Here is a 16,022-nt window from a genome sequence, read left to right as displayed (position 1 = left end):
GCTCTAGCGGTTCGGGTTGTAGTTCGGCGCTTCCATGATGCCCTGCACATCGTGCGGGTGCGATTCGCGCAGGCCCGCGCCAGTGATGCGCACGAAGCGTGCGTTGTGCAGCTCGGGGATCGTCGCCGCGCCGGTGTAGCCCATGGCAGCGCGCAGGCCACCGACCTGCTGGTGCAGGATCGAGCCGATCGAGCCGCGGAACGGCACACGGCCCTCGATACCTTCCGGCACCAGCTTCTCCTCGGACTGCACGTCGGCCTGGAAGTAGCGGTCCTTGGAGTAGGAGCGCTTCTCGCCGGTCAGGCCACGGCCCTGCATGGCACCCATGGAGCCCATGCCGCGGTAGCGCTTGTACTGCTTGCCGCTGATGGTCACGATCTCACCGGGGGTCTCGGCCGATCCGGCGAGCATGGAGCCCAGCATTACTGTGGACGCCCCAGCCGCCAGCGCCTTGGCGATGTCGCCGGAGAACTGCATGCCTCCGTCGGCGATGATCGGCACGCCCGCCTTCTTAGCCGGGACGGCTGCTTCCATGATGGCGGTGATCTGCGGGGCACCAACACCCGCGACGACGCGGGTGGTGCAGATGGAGCCCGGGCCGATGCCGACCTTGATGGCATCCGCGCCGGCCTCGATCATGGCCTGCGCTGCCTCGCGGGTGGCGAGGTTGCCGCCGACGACGTCCACGCGGTCGCCAAACTCCTTCTTCACACGGGAGACCATGTCCAGCACGCCGCGGTTGTGAGCGTGGGCGGTATCGACGATCAGCACGTCCACGCCGGCATCCACCAGGCTGCCCGCGCGGGTCCAGGCATCCTCACCGGTGCCGATGCCGGCGGCGGCCAGCAGGCGACCGGAGGAATCCTTAGCAGCCAGCGGGTACTGCTCGCGCTTGGCGAAATCCTTGACGGTGATCAGGCCGGTCAGCTTGCCAGCGCCGTCGACGATCGGCAGCTTCTCTACCTTGTTCTCGGAAAGCAGGCTCAGGGCAGCTTCGGCGGACACGCCTTCCTGGGCGACGACCAGCGGCATGGGGGTCATGGTCTCGGAAACCTTGCGGCTGAAGTCACTTTCGAAGCGCATGTCGCGGTTAGTGAGGATGCCGACCAACACGCCCTCGTCATCCACAACCGGCAGGCCGGAGATGCGGTAGCGGGCGCATAGATCATCTACTTCCTGGATGGTCATATCCGGGGAAGCAGTAACCGGGTCGGTGATCATTCCGGCTTCGGAGCGCTTGACGATCTCTACTTGCTGCGCCTGGTCCTCGATGGACAGGTTGCGGTGCAGCACGCCGATGCCGCCGTGGCGGGCCATGGCGACGGCCATGCGGGCCTCGGTGACGGTATCCATGGCGGCGGAGGCCACCGGGATGTTCAGATCGATGTTGCGAGTGAACTTCGTGGAGGTGTCCACGCCGGAGGGGATCACCTCGGAGGCGGCGGGCAGCAGCAGGACGTCATCGAAAGTCAGTCCAACCAGTGCAACCTTGTTGGGGTCGTCGCCGCCGGTGGAAACTGGGTACATCTTCGCGTTCATCTCTGGGTTCGTCACGGGTTGCCCGACCTTCCTCTAGAAAATTCTGCGGCGCTCCCCTGCCAGGGCTTGGGTGCCTGGGAGTTCTCGCCGTCTTTTCGCCGATGTACTACAGAATAACCCTTTGCAGCGCGTTTTTGTGTGCCGGGGTTAGGTAGCGGAAGACGGGGTGCGCACTACGGCGCCAGGTGGGTCAACGAGGTGACAAATACGCCACTGGGAAGCCGAACACTCAAGTTACCTCCCGTAACGATCAACAACAGCGGAGGCGTGTCCCAGCCAAACCTATCTGCGAAAGCCTGGAGGTTTTGAGCAGCCCTATCCAGTACCTGGGAGCTCTGTCCCAACTTAACCTCCACAAGCACCGTCCTGCCTGCCAATTCAAAGACCGCATCTACCTCTAGCCCGGATGCATCACGGGCGTGAAAGATCTGCCGCCCCGTGAGCACACGCAGGTCGTGCACCACCTGGGATTCAAACATCTGACCTGAGTATTCAAGGTTCTGCAGTAGCTTTTCCGGGGATGCCTCCAACACAGCTGCAGCCAGCGCAGGGTCCGCAAGGTGCCGTTTCGGCACCTTGCGGAGGCTGGCACGCGAACGCAGATGAGAAGACCAGGCGCGTTGCTCCTCGGCAATAAAGATCCGCTGTAGCGCAGTGAGGTACTCCCTAGTAGTCGCTCGATCAATATCAATATCGGCAGCGATCGCGCTAATGGACTGCTCTGTCGCCACCCCTCGCGCCAACGAGCGCAAGAGCGCCTGAACCTTCACGGGATCCCGACGCCTGCCGTCGGTGACATTAATGTCTACGTGCGCCACGGTCTCTGCGTAGCTACGCAGGTTTTCCTGAGCCGCAGCTGTAGAAAAATGTCGGTTTCCAGGCCAACCTCCGTGGGCCATACGGTCGATGACTCCTCGGATATCCAACACAGTTTCACTGTTGTGCGTCAGTTCGCCTTCTTCCACCAGCTTCGAAAGGGACACAGCACCGTTGGAATGGCCAGACTCGTAGAAACCGAAGGTGTGCATTCGCAACCGGGCTATTCTTCCCGCCCCGGAGTGGCGGGACTGCTCCTCCCCCGGCGCAGTTGAGCCTGTAAGGATGAATTGCCCCGGTGCTTGGCGCCGGTCAATCTCATGCCGCACTAGGTTCCACAGTCGGGGCTCCTCCTGCCATTCGTCGAATACGCGGGGAGTGGCGCCGCTCAGCGCCAGGTCTGGCATGGTGTTGAGCTGTGTCTCTAGATTAAGATCCGTATCCACCTGCACGAGGCTGCCCGCTATTTGGCGCGCCGTCGCAGACTTTCCGCAGCCTTTCGGCCCTTCGATGAGCACTCCGCCGGCACGTTCTAAGGCGCTCTGTAGTCGTCTATCTTCAACTCTAGGAAGGTATTCCACAGCTAACCTCACCAGCCATTTTCACTTGATCCATCAGTTTACTGCCGTTTCATTCCCCACTTTATCAGCGATTCATCCACCAGTTTGTAGACGATCTATTCCCCAGTTTGGGCGCGTTTCATTCCCCAGTTTGGAGTGAGGCGATGCTTTTGCCTTGCATTACCGGCTACAGGGTACGGTGTTGGTGTGAGCTTTAACCACGATCAGATGCCGCCGGACCCTTTCGCCGATGATCCGAACGACCCTGCGTCGTTCCTGGATCCCGACGAGTTTGATGAGGCCGTTCCGCCGTTGTCTCCCGATGAGGTTCAGGCTCTGCGGGAGGATCTGCAGAACGTCCGGGATTTCCGCAAGCTGTTGGAACCGCGCGGGGTTCGCGGGATCACCATGCTGTGTGAGGATTGCGAGGACAGTCATTTCTACGACTGGGACATCATCGAGTCGAATATTCGCACGATGCTGAACAACGAGCTGGTGCCAGTGCACGAGCCGTCAGCGCAGCCAAACCCGAATGATTATGTGACTTGGGATTATTGCCTGGGCTATGCGGACGCGATCGATTTCGCGTTCCACGGACTGCGTCCGCCGTTCCTCTGGGGGAAGTAGTTAGCTACCTTCCGCGCGCGGGGAGTTGTAGTCGGTAAGCACCGGCAGCGGCTCTGGGTTACGCGCCCCGCCCGTGGTCGGGGTCGGTCGATCCTGACGGGGCGACGCAGGCTCGCGTGGCTTCTGGGTCTTCGAGGTCGTCGTTTTCGACGTCGTATCAGTGGGGTTAGCCGGCGCCGGGACGCCCATCGGCATCGCCGGTCCCAGCTGCCCGGGGGCTTCCGCCCCTCCAGGGGTTTCCGTTCCACCGAGCAGGATGGTGGTCGTTGGGATTGCCTCCCCAGCCGGCGCCTCAGGAGCCTTGGAGCTCTTCGTAGCGGGCTTACTCGGCTTACCCTTTTCCTCCTGGCGCTGCTCGCCCTTGGGCTTACGGTCGCCCTGTTCGCCGCGGCTCTGCTTGTCTGCGACGCTCTCTTCATTGAGGACGCTACTTTGTCCGCCCGCGGAGCTCTCAGCAAGACTGCTGGAGCCCTCCACCTCGACAGCGTCCTCTTCAGCCACTGTCTCGCGCTTCACGTGCGCGCCCTGCGAGCTGGAGTAGGCAGCGTATCCCAGACCTCCCACAGCAATAGCGGCAGCCACTCCGCCGGCGATCAGCATGCTGGTCAGAGAAATACCTCCGGCAGCAGCCGCCTTGGCGCTAGTCCGCAGCAGGCGCGAACTGTTGCCGGCACCCCCAGCCGCTTCCGCCGGTTCAGCTTCGGATTCTTCGCCACCGTCTTCCGCAAACAGGAAGCTTACGTCCGGCGCGGGCGGAATATCCCGGTAGAACTCCTCACGGTGCGCAACCAGGTCCGCAAAAACAGGGTCATTGGAGTCAAAGTTTTCCGTTTCCGGAATCGCCTCGCCGCGGCCGATCGCATCAAGGATGCGATCTACATCCAGGATGGAAGCGAAGTTTTCCTCGCCCTCCCGGAAGCCGTCATTCTGCGCCATGGCTGTTGAGCTCTTTTCTTTCCTGAACTACCCGAAGGTAGCTGCCTACTGTTGAATAATTCCGTGTTTCTTTAGCTTCATAACCGCGCGGTGCTGAGCTACGCGAACGGCCGTTGGCTTCGAACCCACGATCTCCGCAGTCTCCTCTGCGGAGTAGCCGTGAATAACTCGAAGAAGAAGGATTTCTCGTGATTTCTCACTAAGAATATCGAGCTTCCTAGCCAAATCGTTACATGAATCTTGGCTTAAGTACACCTCTTCAGGTAAATCCTGGAAACTCTCTTCCTCTGGCAGCTCCTCCGTCGGATCGGATACGTCCCGCTGTTGGAAACGGTAGGCGTCAGTAATCTTGTTTCGCGCCACCTGGTAGACGAAGGCCATAAACGGTGCCCCACGATCCTCATACCTGGGTAGAGCCTTAGCAACCGCAATGCAGACATCCTGTGCAACGTCATCGGGCGTGGGGTAGCCATTCATGCTCAGCTTGCCGCGACAGAAGAGAACCACCTTTGGGTGGATCAGCTGAATAAGACGATTAACTGCACGACGGTCTTGATCAATGGCCGCCGGGAGGAGATCTCGAATCTCCTCGTCGGTTTCCTGGTCTGCAGCCATCGCCTCTACTCCGTCAAATGCTCGAACGTCTTTATCAACGTCTTTATCAATGTGGATTGAAACTATCACACCGCGCCGACAGCCCCAGATCGACTAAAAAGGGGACTGTTCGATTACTCCTCACGCGGATGCAATGGAACAAACCTGAAACATGTTCCCATTTTTGCTCTGGTTTTTCAGCTAACCTCAACCTTCCTGGCAGCCTTATTTGGCAATCCCCCAGCAAGATCACGGGAAGATGGCAGCAAGCAGCGAATTTTTTAACCCCCTTTGGGGGAATCTAGGCGTGGCGTAGAAACAAGTTAATCCATTGTTCAACTAGCCGCATTCCCGCAGGTAGGCGGCTACCGCTGTGTGAAATAGGTATGTCGGAACAGGTTTTGGATACCCAAAAGGCACTCGTTCTTTACTTAGAGTTCATTTAAGGATTGGAACCTCTCAGACGTCACTACAAGTGAGCATCTGACTTTTCACGAGGAGTAACCACCTAATGCCACAGCCCAGCCAGCTTCCGGGACCTGCTTCTTCGACTTGGGAATGGCAACTCCATGGCGCATGCCGCGGGGCTGATTCTTCTGTCTTCTTCCACCCGGATGGCGAGCGTGGCCGTGCCCGTGCCATGCGCGAGCACCGCGCCAAGGCCATCTGCCGTGAGTGCCCGGTGATTGAGCAGTGCCGCAACCACGCACTCAGCGTGGGCGAGCCCTACGGCATCTGGGGCGGCCTCAGCGAGTCCGAGCGCGACGCTATCCTGCGCCCCACTTCTCGCAACCGCAACCGCCGCGTAGCCTCCTAGCAGCCGACTGGGTGCACAAAGAATAAAGGGAGAGGGACTATCCCTCTCCCTTTAATGCTGCGCTGCCTAGCAGCGGGCTACAGCGGCTATCCCACTAGTGGGCGTGGCCAGCGTGTGCCCCTGCCTGGGCAGCCGGAGCGGCCGGCTTGTCCACCACGGCGGTCTCAGTCGTCAGCACCATGCGGGCGACGGAGGTGGCGTTAACCACAGCGGAGTGGGTCACCTTCACCGGGTCGATGATTCCCTGCTCCAGCAGGTTGCCGTACTCCAGGGTGGCGGCGTTGAAGCCCGAGCCGTTGGGCTGCTCGGCGATCTTGGAGACCACAACGGCGCCGTCCAGGCCGGCGTTGTCGGCGATCCAGTATGCCGGGCGACGCAGAGCGCGAGCCAGGGAACGCAGGCCGATGGCCTCATCACCTTCTGCCTGGCGGGACAGCTCCTCGATCTCAGCGGCGATCTGCACCAGTACGGAGCCGCCACCGGCGATTACACCTTCCTGGCTGGCGGCACGTGCAGCGTTGATCGCATCCTCGATACGCAGCTTGCGCTCGTTGACCTCGGTCTCGGTAGCGCCACCGGCGCGGATGACGGCCACGCCGCCGGACAGCTTCGCCAGACGCTCCTCGAACTTCTCCTTATCCCAGGAGGAGTCGGTGCGCTCGATGTCGTTGCGGATCTGGTTGCGGCGCTCCTCGACGGCCTCGGCGGAACCAGCACCGTCGACCAGCACGGTCTCTTCCTTGGTGATGTTCACGCGACGGGCAGAACCCAGCTGCTCCAGAGTGGTCTCAGAGAGCTTGTGGCCCAGCTCGCTGTCGATGACGGTACCGCCGGTGACGATAGCCAGGTCGTCCATGAACGCAGAGCGACGGTCGCCGAAGTACGGAGACTTCACGGCCGCGACCTTCAGCGACTTGCGGATGGCGTTCAGCACCAGCATCTGCAGCGGCTCGCCCTCGATGTCCTCGGCGACGATCAGCAGCGGCTTACCGGAGTTGGCAACCTTCTCCAGCACCGGCAGGAAGTCCGGCAGGGAGGAGATCTTCTCGCGCACCAGCAGGATCAGCGGGTTTTCCAGCTCTGCGTGGCCGGTCTCCTGGTCCGTAACGAAGTACGGAGACAGGTAGCCCTTGTCGAAGGAAACACCCTCGGTGACGATCGATTCGTCCTCGATGGACTGGGACTCTTCGACGGTCACCACGCCGTCCTTGCCCACCTTGTCGAAAGCATCGGCAACCATGGCGCCGATCTTTTCGTCGCGGGAAGAAACGGTGGCGACGTTGGCGATGGCGGCGTTGTCCGCAACTGGCTGCGCCAGCTCGCGCAGCAGTTCCACAACGCGCTCAGTGCCCTGGGCGATGCCGCGGTTCACGGCGATCGGGTTGGCGCCGGCTGCCACGGTGCGCAGACCCTCGTTGATCAGAGCCTGTGCCAGTAGCGTAGCGGTGGTGGTGCCGTCGCCGGCGATGTCGTTGGTCTTGATGGCAACGGACTTAACCAGCTGGGCACCCAGGTTCTCGAAGGGATCTTCCAGGTCGATGTCGCGAGCAATGGTCACGCCATCGTTGGTTACGGTCGGGCCACCGAAGGCCTTGTCCAGCACGACGTTGCGGCCGCGCGGGCCTAGGGTCACCTTCACCGCGTCCGCCAGGGCGTCTACGCCCTTCTGCAGACCCTCGCGGGCCTCTTGATCAAATGCGATGAGTTTTGACATGCAACTACCCGCTTACTTTTCGATGACAGCGAGGATGTCGCGCTGGGTCAGCAGCAGATACTCTTCGCCGTTGTACTTCAGCTCGGTGCCGCCGTACTTGGAGAAGATGACGGTGTCCCCCTCCTTCACATCCACCGGGATGCGGTCGTCGTCATCTGCCCAGCGGCCGGGGCCGACTGCGATGACGGTGGCCTCCTGCGGCTTCTCCTTAGCAGAGTCCGGGATGACTAGGCCGGATGCGGTAGTAGTCTCCGCCTCGACGATCTGGACGAGGACGCGGTCCTCAAGGGGCTTGATGTTGACGTTAGCCACGATTGAATACCTCCGTGTATTCGAGCTGTAGGTTTCACTCTTGTGAACTGTTGTGCCGGTTGGTTTTCCAGATACAGCCGTCGTCGCGGGTGAACAACTGTGAGTCAAACAACCTATCTGGCACTCTACCCTCGCAAGTGCTAACGCTCAACCAGCCCCGGTGCTAGGTCCCCGGCGCTAGATCCCCTTAGTCAGGTTAACCACCGCGTTGTACCACAGCTCGTAATCCTTGGCGTTGTCTTCCTTGTAGTTCTCAACTGCGCGGATGCCGTTGTGGATGGACTCGATGTCCTCGTCGGTCAGCCCAGCCCCCTCGTCGCCGACGAACAGCACGGGGCCGAGGATCGCGCGAGCCGGGTCAGAGATGAAGCTGGAGTCGCCGGTCTCCTGCTCCTTGCGCCCCATGGAAGCCAGCGGGTTCGGCTCCGGGTTCTCCGCCTTGCGTGCGTCGGAGGAGTAAATCGCGGCGACGGTCAGGCCACTCTCCACGAAAACCACGTGCAGGCGATCCTGCTCGCTTCCGCCCAGAACGTCGGCAGCTTCCGACAGGTCAATGTCCATTTCCTTCGTCTGAAGGTCCGGCGTTACCAGCATGCTGCGTGGCATATTAGGCTCCTAGCTTGTTGTGTGATGAAGAAGTTGTGAGTTTTTGGACAGTCACAGAACATCTTGCCAGCAAACTAGTGATTGCGCAGGACAGGCTCTTCCACGTCCAGCGACGGGTCGGTAGGCGTCGCTAAACCGCTCGGTTCCTCCCCTGCCGCAACGAGGCGCGCCGCGAGCGCCGCCATCATCACGCCGTTGTCGGTGCAGAGCTTTGCCTGCGGGATTTTTAGTTCGACGCCCACTTCTCCGCACCTTTCGGCAGCCACTTCCCGCAGGCGTCTGTTCGCGGAAACACCTCCGCCGAGCAGCATCACGCGGGCGTCCTTATCCTCGCAGGCGCGCAGCGCCTTGGTGACGAGCACGTCCACCACTGCCTCTTGGAAGGAAGCACACACGTCTTCAATGGGCAGGCTCGCACCCTCTTTTTCCGCATTCTCCACGTAGCGGGCGACGGCGGTCTTCAACCCGGAGAAGGAGAAGTCGTAGCGCGAATCCTGCTGGCGCATCATGCCGCGCGGGAAGGCGATGGCCTTGGGGTCACCTTGCGCCGCCAGTCGGTCGATCACCGGACCGCCTGGGTAGCCCAGACCCAGCAAGCGCGCGACCTTGTCGTAGGCCTCACCCGCGGCATCGTCCAGGGTGCTGCCGAGTTCTTCCATCGGGGCGCCCACGCCTGTGATGTGCAAAATCTGCGTGTGTCCGCCGCTGACCAGCAGCGCGATGGCGTTGCTGAGGTCGCTGTCGGCGCCAGCTCCCTCGTTGGAGCCACCCGCGGCTCCCTCGTCGAGGGTTCCGACAGCCACGTGCCCGCCCAGGTGGTTCACGCCATAGAAGGGCACCTCCCATGCCAGGGCGTAGGCCTTCGCGGCGGCGGCACCTACCAGCAGGGCTCCGGCCAGGCCGGGTCCAACGGTGGCGGCCACAACGTCCGGAGTGCGGAAACCGGGGACATTCTCGCGCGCATCCGCCAGGGCGGCACGCATGGTCGGCTGCATGGCCTCCAGGTGCGCGCGAGAGGCGATCTCCGGGACCACGCCTCCGAAGCGGGCGTGCTGCTCCATGGAGGAGGCCACCTTGTTCGCCACGATCTCCAGCTGCGCAGCACCGTCGTCAGCTACTGCTTCACCAGCAGTTGCCGTGCTGGCGACGATGCCCACGCCGGTCTCGTCACAGGAGCTTTCGATGCCCATGATGTAGGTAGGCCGGTTCGAGGCGCCGGTATCTGGGGTCGGGGTGACGTCAGAAACAAAGCCGGGGCGCACCATGCCGGGGCGAACCATGGTGAAGGCATCGGCGCCAGAGGGTTGGTAATAAGCGCGGCGGGTGCCTTCGATGGTGAAGCCGTAGCGCTCGTACAGCCCGACAGCGGGACGGTTGTCGGTGCGGACCTCGAGGAACACGGGGGCGCGCAGACGGTCGGCGACAGCGACCAGCGGATCCATGAGCAGTTTGGATAGGCCCCTCCCCTGCCATTCGGGGAGAATGCCGATGGTGTGGATCTCCGCCTCCGGGTCGTTAGCTGGGCCGCCGACGGCCAGGATGGCGTAGCCGATCAACTGGGGTTCGCCGGGGCCATCGGCAGAGTCTGCAGCTGCCTCGGGAGCGGCCTCCAGGGCGAGGCAGTGCGTGTGCGGCGCGGCGATCTCGCTGGCGAAGGCTTCCGCGGACCAGGGGGAATCCTCAGAGAAGAGGATCTGCTCGATCTCCGCACAGGCGGGCGCGTCGGCGGGAGTGAGCAAGCGCACGCGAGCCGTCTGAGAGTCAGCGTTCTGGGTGTCTGTGGCCTGGGGTTCTGCGGTCTGGGGTTCTGCGGCCCCGGCCTCGCCACTCTGCCGTGCGACATCTGCCTGCACGTGGGAGAAGTCCAGCGCCTTCGAGACAGCCTTCGCCTTCGGCTCCTTCGCATCCGGACGGCGCAGGTACAGCGCGCGCAGTGCCGACGCGTCGGCGAGCAACCCCGGAACCGAACCGAGAGACTCCAGCGCGGCGAGCACCAGCCCGCGGGGCGTGGGGTGGGCATCCACGCTTTCGATCTGGCAGCCCTCTTGGGAGCCAAGAAGCTCTTCCGCCTGTTCTGCGACCGCGGAAGCGCTGAGCACCCGCAGCGGCCAGCGGTCGAACTCGCGCTGGATCTCTCGCACCACGTCTGGCGCGTGGACCGAAGCTGGAACCTGCACTTCAGAGCACAGCCGCCCCGCCAGGCCGGGGTAGAAACTCATACGGGAGTGATAGAACTCCCGGCGCCGGGCGTCGGAGACGATCAGGTAGTCGCCGAAAGCTTTAGACCCGACCCAGGAGGTTGCGTGCCCCCACGCCGTGGCGGCCGCGCTGGGGATGCCGTGGACTGGGATCGAGAGGGCGTCACCAAAAGCAGCAGCAGTAGCCATGCCAACCCGCAACCCAGTAAACGGCCCCGGACCGGTGCCCGCGACGACCGTATGCAGGTCGCGAGGGGAAAGCCCCGCGTCGGCGAGGCACGCCTGGATGTTTGGCGTGAGCAGCTCCATATGGCCGCGGACGTTATCCACCAAGCGCTCGGAGAGCACGCGTACCTGGCCATTCGCGGAGATCTGGACAACTCCGCAGGTGACGTAGTTGGTAGAGGTATCGACGGCCAAGGCGTAAATCATAGGATTTATTCTATGGCGGATGGAAGCGGTGGTGAAAACAAGAAGTCCCCGAGAGGCTCTCGCAGTAAACCTCTCAGGGACGGTGTACGACTGGCGGGTTGATCAGGCCCGTAAATGCCAGCGTCTTGTGAAACACCCCTCACGGTGATTCGTCAACTATAATTGCACGGCCAAGCTCCTCAAAGCAACCCCGTCCGAGAGATTCCCCAGTTTTTCCTAAGAATTTGCCAGGGAGCGTCCAGCCGCTCCCAGCTGAGCTAGACCCAGCGCCACGTGACGGTGCGTGCGTCCGTGGCCGAAGCTTCAGGATTTGCCGGGTCAGCGGCGCTTTCCACGCCACCGGCAGTGCCGTCCACGCTACTCCGGTCGATCTGCACGTCAAGCACCTTCTCGCTTAGGGGCTCCACCACTCCGCGGCCCCATTCCGCCACCACGACCACGTCGTCAATGTCCGCGTCAATGTCCAAGCTCTCCAGGGCGTCGAGCACCTCGTTGCGGTCGATGTGGCGCCCCGGCTCGATGCCCTCCTCCACGTCCGCACCCAGCAAGCGGTAGGCGTCCATGTGCAACAGCCCCACCCCGCGCTGCCCGGCGCGGTGAGTCCGCACGATGGTGAACGTCGGCGACTGCACGCGCCCCTTCACTCCCAGACCAGCGGCCAGACCCTGGGTCAGGGTCGTCTTGCCCGCACCCAGCGGGCCGGAAAGCACCACAACGGTCCCGGCCTCCAGCTGCTTGCCCAGCTGCTCGCCGAGAGCCCGCATGTCATCGGCAGTCGCGGCAGCGCAGGAACCGTCGGCGGAGAAATCCGGGCGGCCACCCTTGAATACCCGCTTGATCCTCGAGCCCCGCGGCATCGTCAGCACCTCGTAGCTGATCGTGCCCGCCAGCTCCGCGAAGTCGTCTGTACTGGTGCCACCCTGGCCGAAGATCACCGCCCAGTCGCCCGGTTTCACGTCTGCGGCGCCGTCGGCAGCCCCTTCAGCACCATCGGCCGGCCCCAGCTCCACGACGATCTGATCCATGCACACCCGCCCGATCTGCGGATATGTCTTCCCGTTGATCGTCACCTGCATCTTTCCGGACACGCTTCGCGGCAGCCCGTCGGCGTATCCGAGAGCCACCACGGCGGTGCGGGTATCGCGCTGCGCCCGCCAGGTGTGGCTGTAGCTCACGCCCTCGCCCTTCGGCACCACCCGGGTTGTGGTGACGCGGGCGCGCAGTGTCATCGCCGCTTTTAGCTCGACCCCCACACCGATCGGGTCGATGCCATATAGTCCGACGCCCGGTCGTACCAGCTCATAGGCGAGATCAGGACGGTGCAACGTAGCCGGTGTGTTTGCAATGTGATTGCGGGGCACCCGCAGCCCACGGGATCGGCAAAACTCGATAGCTTCCGCGAAGCGGGCAGCCTGCAGGTTGTTCGCCTCCGACTTGGGATCGTCGGCGCTGGCCATGTGGGTCATCACGCCGGTGACTTCCACCAGTTCCATCCTGGAAGCCAGCAGCTCGACTGTTCTCTGCCACTCGGCGGGGCTCACCCCGGAGCGGGAAAGGCCAGTATCCACCATGAGCGTCACCCGCACGGGAGTACTGACCTGCGCCTCCCGCCGTGCTTTTTCGGCCTGCTCCACCAGGGAACGCGCGTGCGCCAGCGAGGGCACACCAACGTTGATGTCCGCGGCGAATACATCCGCCAGGTCTTCTTCGGGTGTCCACATCCAGGCAGTGATCGGCGCGGAAGCGTAGCTCTCCCCCAGTTCCGTGAGAATCTCGCGCAGGTGCAGGGCCTCCCCCAGTGTGGCCACGCCTAACTGTTCCACGCCCGCATCCAGCATTGCGGGCGCCACCACGTCCACCCCGTGGTTGTACGCATCGGCCTTTACAACGGCCAGCACCCCGGCGGGAGCCGCAGCCTCCCGGAACACGCGCACATTATGCGCGATGGCATCCAGGTCAACGACTAGTTCCGCAAGGTGACGATCCGACATGTTCATAACCTTAGCTACCCCTCCTGGGATTCCAGGAAAGGGGCACGGCAGGGGGCGTCACTAAGAAAAACCCCGAACTATTCGACGGTGACGGACTTGGCCAGGTTGCGCGGCTTGTCGATGTCCTGGTTGCCGCACTGGCGCGCGATGTCGGCGGCCAGGAACTGCAGCGGCACCGTGGACAGCAGCGGCTGCATCAGCGACGTGGTGCCCGGGATCTCCAGCAGCCAGTTGGCATACGGGCGCACGGCCTCGTCGCCCTCTTCCGCGATGACGATGGTCTTTGCGCCGCGGGCACGGATCTCCTGGATGTTCGAGACGATCTTGGAGTGCAGCACCGGGCGGCCGTTCGGGCTGGGCACCACGACAACGACGGGCAGGTCGTCCTCGATCAGGGCGATCGGGCCGTGCTTCAGCTCACCGGCGGCGAAGCCCTCTGCGTGAATGTAGGCCAACTCCTTCAGCTTCAGCGCGCCCTCGAGGGCAACCGGGAAGCCCACGTGGCGGCCCAGGAACAGCATGGTCTTCACTGGGCCGAGCTCCTCGGCCAGCTGCAGGATCTGCTCGCGCAAACCGAGGGTCTTCTCGATCTTCTCCGGCAGCGCCTCCAGGGAGTAGAAAATCTCGGCGATCTCGTCAGCGTACTTAGTGCCGCGAGCCTGTGCCAGAGCCAAGCCCACCAGGTAGTTGGCGGCGACCTGCGCCAGGAAAGCCTTCGTGGAGGCCACACCGATCTCGGGGCCGGCGTGGGTGTACAGCACGGCATCGGACTCGCGCGGGATCTGCGAGCCGTTGGTGTTGCAGACGGCCAGCACGCGGGCGCCCTGCATCTTCGCGTGGCGCACGGCCTCCAGCGTGTCGGCAGTCTCGCCGGACTGGGACACGGCCACAACGAGGGTGCGCTGGTCCAGCACCGGGTCGCGGTAGCGGAACTCGCTGGCGACCTCGATCTCTACGGGCAGGCGCACCCAGTGCTCGATGGCGTACTTGGCCAGCAGGCCGGAGTGGTAGGCCGAGCCACAGGCAACGACGAAGACCTTCTCCACGCCGCGCAGGTCCTCGTCGGACAGGCGCTGCTCGTCCAGCACGATGCGACGGCCGTCGAAGTGGCCTGCCAGGGTGTCGCGGACGGCGGCGGGCTGCTCGTGGATTTCCTTCATCATGAAGGAATCGAAGCCGTCCTTCTGCGCCGCATCCAGGTCCCAGTCGATGGTGAAGGGCTTGCCCTCCACCGGGTTGCCGTCGAAGTCGTAGATGTAGTAGGAATCGGCGGTGATGACCACCGCGTTGTCCTGGCCCAGCTCCACGGCGTTCTTGGTGCGGTCGATGAAGGCCGCTACGTCGGAGCCGAGGAACATTTCGCCCTCGCCCACGCCGACGATCAGCGGGGTGGAGCGGCGCCCCGCGACGATGGTGCCCGGGTGGTCGTCGTGTACAAACAGCACGGTGAAGGCACCGTCCAGGCGGGAGAGGACCTTCAGTGCGGAGGCCTGGAAGTCGCCCGCGGTTTCGCCTTCGTTGTAGGCGAGCGCCAGCAGGTGTGCGGCGACCTCGGAGTCGGTCTCGGATTCCAGCTCGATGCCGGCGGCCTCGATCTCCGCGCGCAGGGTGGAGAAGTTTTCGATGATGCCGTTGTGGACGATGGCGGCCTTGCCGTCGAAGGAACGGTGCGGGTGTGCGTTCACGTCGTTCGGGCGGCCGTGGGTTGCCCAGCGGGTGTGGCCGATGCAGGTAGAGCCATGGAAGGAATCGCGACCGACTTCATCGATGCGGTCGATGAGGTTTTGCAGTTTGCCTTCCTTCTTTTCGAGGTGCAGGGAACCCTGCTCGACAACTGCGATGCCAGCGGAATCGTATCCGCGGTATTCCATTCGCTCCAGCGCATCCAACCCGATTTGGAGGGCCTCGGAGTCACCTACGTAACCAACAATTGCACACATGCCTCTGACGATACACAATGGCTTGTCCGTTTCGGTAAGCTGTGGGGCTGTGGCAGATAAGATGAAGAACCTGATTACTCGTTTGGGCAAGCGTGGCCCGCACCGCGTGATGGTCGGTGACCTGAACTTCGCTGGAATTCCGGGGCGCGTTTACACCCCGGCGGAAGGCAACGGCATCCCCGGCATCGCTTTCGGGCACGACTGGCGTGTCGGCGTGGATGCGTACCACGCGACGCTGCGCCACCTGGCCAGCTGGGGGTTCGCAGTGGCGGCGCCGGATACGGAGAAGGGCCTCTCCCCAAACCACCGGGGTTTTGCCGCTGACCTGGAGACCGCGCTGCAGATCCTGGCTGGTGTGCGCCTGGGCAACGGCAACGTCACGGTGCAGCCGAACGAGCTTTACCTCGCTGGCCACGGCATGGGTGCTTCGGCTGCCGTGCTGGCGGCGACGGGCCGCCGCCACCGTAGCGAGCTGAAGGGCTACGAGACCGAGCCCACCATCAATGGCGTGATGGCCGTGTACCCGGCGGATACTACCCCGGATGCGACGGAGGCCGCGAAGTATGTAAAGGCTCCGGGCCTGGTGCTGGAGGCTGGCCGTTTGGGCGAGACCCCGATGGGCAACGCCAAGCGCATGGCCGCGCACTGGGGTGGGGACGTTGCCTACCGCGAGCTGCTGGGCGCTTCCTCCAGCGGCTTCCACGAGAAGTATGGCCGCAACTTTGCTCTGGGTGCTGGCCTACCGCAGTTCAGCCAACAAGAGCTGGCTCGCGGCCTGATGACTGGCTTCGTTCTGGCCGAGGACGAGAAGAAGTACGCCTCCTTCCGCGATAGCCACGCCGAGCTGAAGAAGACCCGCACCGCCACCCAGCACGAGCTGTACAAGAACCTGCCGGAGAACGTGGATCTGGACGAGCGCCTGGCGGAGATCTTCTAGAGC

General features: G+C 63.1%; 13 protein-coding genes. 3 read left to right on the top strand and 10 right to left on the bottom strand.

Annotated features, from left to right (window positions below):
- Nucleotides 1-3 precede the first annotated feature (3 nt).
- Both guaB and MHX66_RS02170 read right to left on the bottom strand, forming a co-directional pair.
- A complete protein-coding gene (gene guaB, locus MHX66_RS02175; RefSeq protein ID WP_239199458.1) occupies nt 4-1,539 on the bottom strand; it encodes an IMP dehydrogenase in 1,536 nt (511 codons plus the stop codon).
- A 173-nt stretch (nt 1,540-1,712) separates the two neighbouring features.
- Nucleotides 1,713-2,873, bottom strand: a complete 1,161-nt coding sequence (locus MHX66_RS02170; RefSeq protein WP_239199159.1) for a DUF4143 domain-containing protein — start codon at nt 2,871-2,873, stop codon at nt 1,713-1,715.
- Nucleotides 2,874-3,143: 270 nt separating this feature from the next.
- On the opposite strand from MHX66_RS02170, the gene MHX66_RS02165 reads away from it, so the two are divergent.
- Nucleotides 3,144-3,542: a DUF5319 domain-containing protein gene (locus MHX66_RS02165; RefSeq protein WP_034985018.1), complete on the top strand. Its 399-nt coding sequence runs from the start codon at nt 3,144-3,146 to the stop codon at nt 3,540-3,542.
- Here MHX66_RS02165 and MHX66_RS02160 read toward each other — a convergent pair whose 3' ends face one another.
- Entirely contained in the window at nt 3,543-4,478 is a 936-nt protein-coding gene (locus MHX66_RS02160; RefSeq protein WP_239199156.1) for a hypothetical protein, read from the bottom strand.
- Between the two features lie 45 nt (nt 4,479-4,523).
- A complete protein-coding gene (locus MHX66_RS02155; RefSeq protein ID WP_370646250.1) occupies nt 4,524-5,162 on the bottom strand; it encodes a sigma-70 family RNA polymerase sigma factor in 639 nt (212 codons plus the stop codon).
- 421 nt (nt 5,163-5,583) lie between these two features.
- Here MHX66_RS02155 and MHX66_RS02150 point away from each other — a divergent pair, with 421 nt between their 5' ends.
- Nucleotides 5,584-5,889 (top strand): WhiB family transcriptional regulator, encoded by a 306-nt coding sequence (locus MHX66_RS02150; protein ID WP_005291806.1) that lies wholly within the window; start codon nt 5,584-5,586, stop codon nt 5,887-5,889.
- A gap of 94 nt (nt 5,890-5,983) precedes the next feature.
- Here the strand turns inward: MHX66_RS02150 and groL are convergent, their stop codons facing one another.
- The 6 genes from groL to glmS form a co-directional block, all read right to left on the bottom strand.
- On the bottom strand, nt 5,984-7,603 hold the full coding sequence (gene groL / locus MHX66_RS02145) for a chaperonin GroEL (protein ID WP_049049767.1): 1,620 nt from the start codon (nt 7,601-7,603) through the stop codon (nt 5,984-5,986).
- Between the two features lie 12 nt (nt 7,604-7,615).
- On the bottom strand, nt 7,616-7,915 hold the full coding sequence (gene groES / locus MHX66_RS02140; protein WP_034972436.1) for a co-chaperone GroES: 300 nt from the start codon (nt 7,913-7,915) through the stop codon (nt 7,616-7,618).
- Nucleotides 7,916-8,092: 177 nt separating this feature from the next.
- The gene (locus MHX66_RS02135) at nt 8,093-8,521 is read right to left on the bottom strand and encodes a hypothetical protein (RefSeq protein ID WP_034972438.1); all 429 of its coding nucleotides are present in this window, start codon (nt 8,519-8,521) and stop codon (nt 8,093-8,095) included.
- Nucleotides 8,522-8,595: 74 nt separating this feature from the next.
- Nucleotides 8,596-11,151: a tRNA (adenosine(37)-N6)-threonylcarbamoyltransferase complex transferase subunit TsaD gene (gene tsaD, locus MHX66_RS02130; RefSeq protein WP_239199153.1), complete on the bottom strand. Its 2,556-nt coding sequence runs from the start codon at nt 11,149-11,151 to the stop codon at nt 8,596-8,598.
- A gap of 257 nt (nt 11,152-11,408) precedes the next feature.
- The gene (alr, locus tag MHX66_RS02125) at nt 11,409-13,142 is read right to left on the bottom strand and encodes an alanine racemase (RefSeq protein ID WP_239199150.1); all 1,734 of its coding nucleotides are present in this window, start codon (nt 13,140-13,142) and stop codon (nt 11,409-11,411) included.
- Between the two features lie 77 nt (nt 13,143-13,219).
- The gene (glmS, locus tag MHX66_RS02120; protein ID WP_239199147.1) at nt 13,220-15,082 is read right to left on the bottom strand and encodes a glutamine--fructose-6-phosphate transaminase (isomerizing); all 1,863 of its coding nucleotides are present in this window, start codon (nt 15,080-15,082) and stop codon (nt 13,220-13,222) included.
- Nucleotides 15,083-15,143: 61 nt separating this feature from the next.
- Between glmS and MHX66_RS02115 the strand changes: the two genes are divergently transcribed.
- Nucleotides 15,144-16,019, top strand: coding sequence for a dienelactone hydrolase family protein (locus MHX66_RS02115; protein WP_239199452.1), 876 nt, complete (start codon nt 15,144-15,146; stop codon nt 16,017-16,019).
- The last annotated feature ends 3 nt before the right edge of the window (nt 16,020-16,022 follow it).

The organism is Corynebacterium sp. ACRPH (assembly GCF_022347285.1).
In the GTDB taxonomy this organism is placed as follows: Bacteria; Actinomycetota; Actinomycetes; order Mycobacteriales; family Mycobacteriaceae; genus Corynebacterium.
This window is presented reverse-complemented; position numbering and strand designations above follow the sequence as displayed.

What these genes read in the sequence shown, in the direction of transcription:
- guaB (WP_239199458.1), bottom strand. Translation starts at nt 1,539, where the DNA reads ATGAACGCGAAGATGTACCCAGTTTCCACCGGCGGCGACGACCCCAAC.
- MHX66_RS02165 (WP_034985018.1), top strand. Translation starts at nt 3,144, where the DNA reads ATGCCGCCGGACCCTTTCGCCGATGATCCGAACGACCCTGCGTCGTTC.
- MHX66_RS02160 (WP_239199156.1), bottom strand. Translation starts at nt 4,478, where the DNA reads ATGGCGCAGAATGACGGCTTCCGGGAGGGCGAGGAAAACTTCGCTTCC.
- MHX66_RS02150 (WP_005291806.1), top strand. Translation starts at nt 5,584, where the DNA reads ATGCCACAGCCCAGCCAGCTTCCGGGACCTGCTTCTTCGACTTGGGAA.
- groL (WP_049049767.1), bottom strand. Translation starts at nt 7,603, where the DNA reads ATGTCAAAACTCATCGCATTTGATCAAGAGGCCCGCGAGGGTCTGCAG.
- MHX66_RS02135 (WP_034972438.1), bottom strand. Translation starts at nt 8,521, where the DNA reads ATGCCACGCAGCATGCTGGTAACGCCGGACCTTCAGACGAAGGAAATG.
- tsaD (WP_239199153.1), bottom strand. Translation starts at nt 11,151, where the DNA reads ATGATTTACGCCTTGGCCGTCGATACCTCTACCAACTACGTCACCTGC.
- alr (WP_239199150.1), bottom strand. Translation starts at nt 13,142, where the DNA reads ATGTCGGATCGTCACCTTGCGGAACTAGTCGTTGACCTGGATGCCATC.
- glmS (WP_239199147.1), bottom strand. Translation starts at nt 15,082, where the DNA reads ATGTGTGCAATTGTTGGTTACGTAGGTGACTCCGAGGCCCTCCAAATC.
- MHX66_RS02115 (WP_239199452.1), top strand. Translation starts at nt 15,144, where the DNA reads ATGAAGAACCTGATTACTCGTTTGGGCAAGCGTGGCCCGCACCGCGTG.